The 7335-nt window shown below is 52.9% G+C and carries 10 protein-coding genes; 6 read left to right on the forward strand and 4 right to left on the reverse strand.

The window, feature by feature from the left end; translation table 11 throughout:
- Window positions 1-56: 56 nt before the first annotated feature.
- The gene (locus AC221Y_RS17200) at window positions 57-731 is read right to left on the reverse strand and encodes a helix-turn-helix domain-containing protein (protein ID WP_299753959.1); all 675 of its coding nucleotides are present in this window, start codon (window positions 729-731) and stop codon (window positions 57-59) included.
- Window positions 732-895: 164 nt separating this feature from the next.
- On the opposite strand from AC221Y_RS17200, the gene AC221Y_RS17205 reads away from it, so the two are divergent.
- From AC221Y_RS17205 to AC221Y_RS17225, 5 genes are all read left to right on the forward strand, one after another.
- Window positions 896-1645, forward strand: coding sequence for a response regulator (locus tag AC221Y_RS17205; protein WP_486707842.1), 750 nt, complete (start codon window positions 896-898; stop codon window positions 1643-1645).
- Window positions 1646-2128: 483 nt separating this feature from the next.
- Entirely contained in the window at window positions 2129-2305 is a 177-nt protein-coding gene (locus AC221Y_RS17210) for a hypothetical protein (protein WP_299750255.1), read from the forward strand.
- A 279-nt stretch (window positions 2306-2584) separates the two neighbouring features.
- Complete coding sequence (locus tag AC221Y_RS17215; RefSeq protein WP_299750252.1) at window positions 2585-3427, forward strand: MBL fold metallo-hydrolase; 843 nt, start codon at window positions 2585-2587, stop codon at window positions 3425-3427.
- A 23-nt stretch (window positions 3428-3450) separates the two neighbouring features.
- Window positions 3451-3633 (forward strand): hypothetical protein, encoded by a 183-nt coding sequence (locus AC221Y_RS17220; protein ID WP_299750249.1) that lies wholly within the window; start codon window positions 3451-3453, stop codon window positions 3631-3633.
- A 62-nt stretch (window positions 3634-3695) separates the two neighbouring features.
- Entirely contained in the window at window positions 3696-4199 is a 504-nt protein-coding gene (locus tag AC221Y_RS17225) for an anthrone oxygenase family protein (protein ID WP_486707843.1), read from the forward strand.
- Window positions 4200-4271: 72 nt separating this feature from the next.
- On the opposite strand, the gene AC221Y_RS17230 is transcribed toward AC221Y_RS17225, so the two are convergent.
- The 3 genes from AC221Y_RS17230 to AC221Y_RS17240 form a co-directional block, all read right to left on the reverse strand.
- The gene (locus tag AC221Y_RS17230; protein WP_299750243.1) at window positions 4272-4589 is read right to left on the reverse strand and encodes an H-NS family nucleoid-associated regulatory protein; all 318 of its coding nucleotides are present in this window, start codon (window positions 4587-4589) and stop codon (window positions 4272-4274) included.
- Window positions 4590-4606: 17 nt separating this feature from the next.
- Complete coding sequence (locus AC221Y_RS17235; protein ID WP_299750240.1) at window positions 4607-4936, reverse strand: H-NS family nucleoid-associated regulatory protein; 330 nt, start codon at window positions 4934-4936, stop codon at window positions 4607-4609.
- A gap of 456 nt (window positions 4937-5392) precedes the next feature.
- Complete coding sequence (locus tag AC221Y_RS17240; protein WP_299750237.1) at window positions 5393-6001, reverse strand: exopolysaccharide biosynthesis protein; 609 nt, start codon at window positions 5999-6001, stop codon at window positions 5393-5395.
- A gap of 140 nt (window positions 6002-6141) precedes the next feature.
- On the opposite strand from AC221Y_RS17240, the gene AC221Y_RS17245 reads away from it, so the two are divergent.
- On the forward strand, window positions 6142-6603 hold the full coding sequence (locus AC221Y_RS17245; protein ID WP_299750234.1) for a hypothetical protein: 462 nt from the start codon (window positions 6142-6144) through the stop codon (window positions 6601-6603).
- Window positions 6604-7335: the final 732 nt, after the last annotated feature.

A 7335-nucleotide genomic window follows, 5' to 3' on the forward strand; every position in this document is an offset into this window, starting at 1 on the left:
AGTGCTTTCTGAAGTTATGATTACGACCTGAGCGATCTGCTCAGGCGACGCGGTCGCTACGCGGCCATGTTGCACAAGGCGTCCTGATCAAGCACGATCACCGATTTTGAGCTTTCCAAGACAATCATCTTTGAGTTGCGGAACTTTGTGATGGTCCGGCTCACCGTCTCGACAGTCAGCCCCAGAAAGTCTGCGATATCCGCCCGGGTCATCGGAAATTCAAAATGAGTGTATGTCCCCACAGGCTTGCCAGTCCGCTCCATAAGGAGTGCCAGAAACGATGCTGTTTTTTCGCTGGCTGATTTCCGGCCAAGCATCATGAAATGATCCTGCATGGCACCAATCTCTTTGAGCGCGGCCATCACCAATCGCTGATGCAGCTCGGGATTGTGCTCTCCACTTTCGAGATCTCTAATGTTGTGTGCAACGACTTCGGTGGATGAAATTGCATCGCATTCGGTATGATACAGGCCATCTTGGGGAAAGCCTATAATATCGCCGGGGTATCCGAATGCGATAACCTGCCGCCGACCGTCTTCAAGAACCTTGGCCACCCGAACGACCCCGCTGGTAACTTCATAGATGTGTCGAGCAGCATCGCCTTCGCGGAATAGGGTTTGCGCCGCTTTCAGCTTGCGCGTCTGAAAAGTTTTCGAGCGGTTGCCGCGAATAAAAGCGGATGAAATTGGCGTTGTCGGATTTTCGAAGTCGGTTGCCCTAGAAATGTGCATTGGTCGTCTCCCAGTTCTATTGGGAGATCCATGCCCCACAATTGTAAGTCGGAGTGCGGACGCTATGTAAAGATTTGTAATTCTATGCTATTTCGATGAACAATAGTATTGTTAGGCGTTAAGGCGTCACCCTACGTACATCCATCTCAGCAAGGGACACACCTATGAGTTCAGACAAAATCCTTATCGTGGATGATGAGTCCAAGATGAGGATGCTCCTGCGGAGATGTCTGGAAGGTGACGGTTTCGATGTCATTGAAGCAGAAGACGAGGCCGGAACTCTTAATGCAATCCATTCTCACAATGTGCAGCTTGTGACACTTGATCTTCAATTGGGGAGAGAGAACGGACTGGAAATCGCGAAGCGTATCCGTCAGCACTCAGACGTCCCTATCATCGTGGTGTCAGGTCGCGATGATGTTATTGATCGGGTTGTTGGTCTTGAACTTGGGGCAGACGACTACATCACCAAACCATTTCATGTCCGTGAAGTTTTGGCTCGTGTGCGCTCCGTCTTGAGACGCACGGGTACCACAAAAAATCCGCAGTTGACCGTGCCCGAACCCTCGGAAATCCAGCCTGAGGCAGAAGAAGCTGTAACCTTCGATGGGATGACTGCCTATCTGGATCGCTTCGAACTTTTGGATCGTACCGGCGCGCGGGTTGAGATGACCAGCGGGGACTTTCAATTGCTGGCAATTTTTCTGCGTAATCCAAAGAGGATGCTGTCCCGCGATAGGATCATGGATTTGCTGCATGGCATCGAATGGACACCGCTGGACCGCGCGATTGACAATCAGGTAGCCCGGTTGCGCAGGAAAATCGAACTGGACCCGACCTCGCCGCTGCTGATCAAAACGGTGCGTGGGATTGGCTACATGCTTGCAACAGATGTAAAGCGCATCAACAGCTGACTGCCGCTCAACAGCATCATCAATTACCTCAGCCAATACGCCTGTGACTACCTAGCCTTGGCCTATCACCCATAAATCTCGAAACTGGGTCATTCAGGAGGAACAGGCCAGGACCCCAAAAGCACCGGCAACCTGTCAACGAAGGCGTTGCATTTGGTAAATGTCTACTTAATGTTACGCTAGATTTTGCAGCTATAAAGCGACCCAATTGCCCCAGATTGAGAGGCGCTAGATGTCATCTTCACTGGATATCAAATTTGGCAGTGATCAAAACCGAGGCATCTGTGATCTCGTGCAGGGTTTCATTGGCCTACTTTCGCCTGAGGGTACCTTGCTGGACGCCAATCGAAGCTCGTTGGATGCCCGGTCTACTTCGGCTCAGATCGCGATGCTCTGCTGATCTCACCCGACGTCCTGACTGCCTCCAACAAACTCGGTGACAAAGGGATCACGGACTTCCTGCTTGGGCACCCCGACCGTGAAATGGAATTGATGGGCGATATGGGGTCGCTGATCGAGCACACCAAGGACTTCATTGCCCGCGCCCTTGGTGAGGGACTGCCCAAGATGGACGAGATCGCCCGGCGTCTTGGGATGAGTGTGCGATCTCTGCACAGGCGCCCTGCAAAGGACGCAATGACCTTCCAAAACCTGACCTAAACCACGCGCCGTGAACTTGCCGAAGGCCTGCTGAGAGATGAACGTTCCTCTCTTGCCAAGATAGCCTTTCTGACAGGTTTGCTCAGAGCAAAGCTCGTTCAACCGCCCCTTCAAACGCTGGGTCGGGCACACGCCGGCAACCTATCGCAAAGAGAAGTTGAAGACCTAAGACGGCTATTTTTGGCAGCGGCGGTCAATTCCTTGGCCGCAGCAGCCAATACTGTTGGCGCCGCAGTTTCCTATCCCTTGGCCATCGTAACCAAATCAAGGGAATTCAAAATGAATAGCTTAATCACCGTTTCCGCGATTGCGGTCGCGGCCATCACTGGCTTTGCGCCGGCATCCATGGCCAGACCTGACCACAATCCTGCAAACACGATTTCACTCGAGGTCGATCATCCCGACAGCTTCCGGCACTTTGCCTGCGAACTGCCCGAAATGCGCGCGCGTGCGGCCGGTATTAATCCCAATTTCGGCCTGCATGTCAGCGAGATCGAGCCAGGCCTCTTCTTCGTCACTGACCTTGTCTACCAGTCTGCCTTTATCGTGACCGACGACGGCGTGGTTGTCCTCGACGCCCCGCCAAGCTTTGGGCAAAACCTGCGGACGGTGATCGAAATGACGGCGCCCGATATGTCGATCACGCATCTTATCATGAGCCATGGCCACCGCGACCATAACGGCGGCGGCTACAACTTTGGCGACATCGATGGGTTTGAAGTCGTGACAGCCGCCAAAGTGGCGAAGACGCTGAAAGACTTCCCGCTTGAGGGTATCTTGGCCCCTACACAAGTCTTCGATGCGGCACTGGATATGACAATCGACGGGGTCAAGATCGAGCTTAAAGCCGCAAAATTCCACGCCGAAGACACCGACGTTACAATCTTCCTGCCTAAGGAAAAATTTCTGATGGCAATCGACACGATCACGCCCGGCGAAGCGCCGTTCATGAACTTTGGGACGACCTCCGATATAAACGCCTACTTCGGAATCTTCGAAATCTTACTGGCCTATGATTTTGACCACTTTCTTTCCGGCCATGTGTCGGTCCTTGGAAACCGACAGGACGTGATCATCACGCGCGACTATGTCTTCGATGTCCGCGTACAGTCTTTGGGCTGATGCCAACCTTCAATGATCGCCTCATGGAAGGCCTGACAGCAGTCGAATTCCAGAATGCCAATCTTGCCTACCGCTACGCGATAGAGGGCATCCGAGATGACTGTGCAGGACAGGTCATCGGCCGGTGGAAAAGCCAGCTTTCTGTCGTCGATCTTTGGGCGGACAGCCACTGCGAGACGACGCTCCTCTACGCAATCATGCATTGAAATTACTGGGGCGCGCTTCAGCGCTCCACCTCTCCCACACACATTTACGAAAGGACGGTCCCATGTCTGTCTGGTTTTTCCTTCTCGCCCAATTTACCCTTCTTGCCTATGCGCTGGTCGGTGGTGTCTTTCTCGCTTTTTCGGACTTCATAATGCGGTCTCTTACCCACACAGATGGCATAGGTGGCATCGAAGCCATGCAAGTCATCAACCGTGAAGTCTTCCGCTGGATATTTATGTCTCTGTTTCTGGGCCTCGCGCTGGTCTCAATTCTGGTGTTTGGCTGCAGCATGGTCCATCTGAGCGGGCCGGGGGCATCCTTGATCGCTCCTGCCGACGTGATTTATTTCATCGGCTGTTTTGGAGTGACGATCGCATTCAATGTGCCGACGAACCAAGCGCTCGCGGGCATGGACCTGTCCGACGACGTAACCCGCGACTACTGGCATCGCGTCTATGTCCCTCGCTGGACGCTCTGGAACACCGTCCGCACGATGGCTTGTGCGGTCTCATCCACGCTGCTTATGGTTGGTTTGCTTTGGATGGCACAGACCCACTCCGCGTGACACGCCCAGAGTGTCGGATACTCCCGTTAAACTGGATTGCCCCCAATGATCTACACAAGAGGGTGCCTTCTCTTACATCGTATGGTTCTTCATGTTCTCATGATATTTGGCAGCTTCCTTGTCTGTCCATACACGAGACTTACGGTTCCAGTGCTTACCTTCATCATCGATATAATTGATCTTAGCTGCACGTTGCCCAGTACCCGTTGACTTGACCTTGGTACCCCCGCCAAAGATATCCGCCACAGTAAAGCCTGCTTCCGTGATAAGATCTACACAGGCCTTCCTTACTGCTAAAATCTCATCTTTGCGCTTCGCAGATTCTATAGTGTCTATCTTCTCACGCAGCTCTTTTAGTTCGACTGTCGTCATATTGTAGATATCTACCATGGTGCTATATCCTCTCCTTACTCTGGGTTCGATTGCTTCCAGTCGATGTAGTTCTGGGTGTACTCAGACTTCTCTTCATCTGTCCAGTTACCATCAGCCCGAACGAAGTTCTTACCAAAATAATCACGATATTTCATCTTCTCCTTTGCTCTCAAACGAGTCGCTTTTCCATTAGATTTAGCGCCACCAAAAACCTGCGCCACTGTGTAGCCAGCCTTCTCAATCAAGTCAGTTGCTGCCTTCTTAACATTGGAAATCTCCTCTTGCAGCTTAGCGTTCTCCAGCCTGTTGAGTGTGTCTCGCAGTGCCTTTATCTCCGCAACCGTCATGTCTTCTGGGTTCTTCATGGTTTGCACTCCTGTGTTCTAAATGGTTTTCCTTACACCGAATAAGCCTGACTATATTGATCAACTATTCTATCTTAACGACTTTGAACTAGCATTATATCAGGCTTAGAGTGCAAGTGTAATAATAGTGATCAAGCTGGCGGTGCCACTGCGGCGCTTGAGCCGTTCCATCTTGACGAACTGAAGCACCACTTTCATGCTCGACCGCGTCTCTTCCTGGGGCATTCCCCGGCTACCAAATGCTGCGCAAGCATCTCCCCATGTCTGGTGACCGCACTAATGCTCCTCATACTAAGAGTTGTTAATCTGACAGGCTGGCCTTGCGGCGGACTTAGATATCCCCCAAAAATCCGCTTTTAAAACGCACTATAGCAGCTGGATTGCTCTTTTCGAGTCGGGCTGAATTATCCAAGATTTTGATATGTGATTGGCTTGATTGGCTTCGGCAGCGGCCCGTCAATCGAGGAGCGATGCAAATAGATCAGCCATGGTAAAAAGGGTCAGTACAACGGTCGCTGAAACGAAGATCCCCACGCCGATAAATAGCCCATCGCGCTGCATAAGCCCCCACGATAGGCACACAAGTGCGATGGCAGGCAGAGCGTTTATAAACGGGATTGGCAGGAGCAACAGTAGCGACATCAGCAGGCATAAGAGTCCGATGAGTCGTTCACGGCGTGCCAGCACCGACAGCCTGTGTTGGCTCATCTGTTCGACCCAGCGAAGCGGCCCGATCAGATAACGTGACATCACCGCGATCATCCGGTGCGGTATTGTGATACTGCGGGCGCGAGCTGGCAGCACTCCTCGTTCGCCGTAAAGTGCCAAATGCGCGGAAGCGGCAATCAGAGGCACGCCCAATATCGCCCCGAAGCTGGGTATGGGCAGGGGAATGCATTCAGGCAGCGCCATCAATAGGATCGCAGCCCCATGCATCCGTGCGCCCGCATCGTCGATTGTGTCACCCAGCGTAACAGACTCGCCCAAGCGGCTTTTCCTGTCCAACTCCTGGATGAGCGCTGCGAACCCCGTTTCGCGTGCGTCGAATGCTGAATCAGTTTCCAAATCTGCGGTCTCTTATTAGGTGAGTATTCGGGATCAGGAAAGTGATTAACCGACTGAACCGCTCTCCGTTTGCCTCAGGCTTCTTTGTCCTAATTACGCGGGCATCTCTGATCTTTCCAGAGCGGCATAGAAGTTTTGTAATGCAAGAAATCCTCGAATGGGTGCACTGCGACGTCCAAGATGGCAAAATGCTTCTCCTGCTCGAGGCTTTGGGAAAGCGCCAGCCCGTTAAATTCATTGGTGAATTTGAGTGCGCTACTTACGACTTTCAAGAAGGTCCCGACCGCGACGGCGACCTGCGCAAGACTATCAGGTTTCACCTTCTGCCGATTGGCAGTGGAGCAGTAACGGCATTCAACGAAGAAGACGAAATCGATTTGCCGATATCGCGGGGAGTTACGTTGTCGGAGCTACGTCAGCAGGCTTTCAACGCCGTTTTGCCAGAGGATGCAGATAACTGGAAAGAAGCCAAGGTACGTCGTCGCCTAGGGAGCGTAGCTATACGGCGATACATGCTTGCGAGGGCAAATGGCTTTTGCGAACAAACCGGCGATCCAGCATCGTTCTTAACAACGCCAGGACTTCCCAATTTGGAGGTATAGCCCATCAATCGTCGCGCCGATGGCGGACTAGAGGGCCCTAGGAACTGCGCAGCAATGACGCCCACGGCTCATCGGGAAATCCATCATCGGCAGGTTGGCGAGCGTCTGAACAAGGAGTTGCTGAAAATAGTCCATGAGAAAGAGCGACAAATTGGTTCCCTTGGCACCCTATGGTCTTTGGAAGAGTCTTGTTGGATGGGTATATAGATCGTGATGCTGCAAGAACACGCAAAACTCTAAGTGCCGATTTCTGGGGACGGCCGCTTTCAGCGGGGTGCCCCCAAGTACTGTCCGCAAATCGGCCCTAGCTGAATGCACCCCGTCAACACCCGCAATCCCTCGCTGCCGCCCCTCAGAGAGGCCGGCCGAGCCGCTTTGCCAACTCACGGCTCAACCTCAGCTAAAAGCGTTGTTGGTCGACGTGCCGGCGGTCTGTGCGCACCTCACTCCTGAGCGGCCGTCGGGTCGTACTGTGACTTCGAGACAGTGCCAACCAATCCACATCGATACCGTTGGCATGAAATACAGGGCGCAATTTGGAGGTGCGGCGTAAGGCCCCCAAGGCTCCACAAAGATACCTTTATTTTTGTGCGCGAGCGTCGCAAAAGCGCCGCCCCTATGGGCGACACTGATGCTTGTAGTAACGAGTGATTTGAGTGCTGGTGGTCGTCCTTCGAGTGCGGCCCCTTTTCCAACCACCTCAGGCAAATACACTGCCTCGGTGCTTGGTCC

The organism is Boseongicola sp., assembly GCF_057460485.1.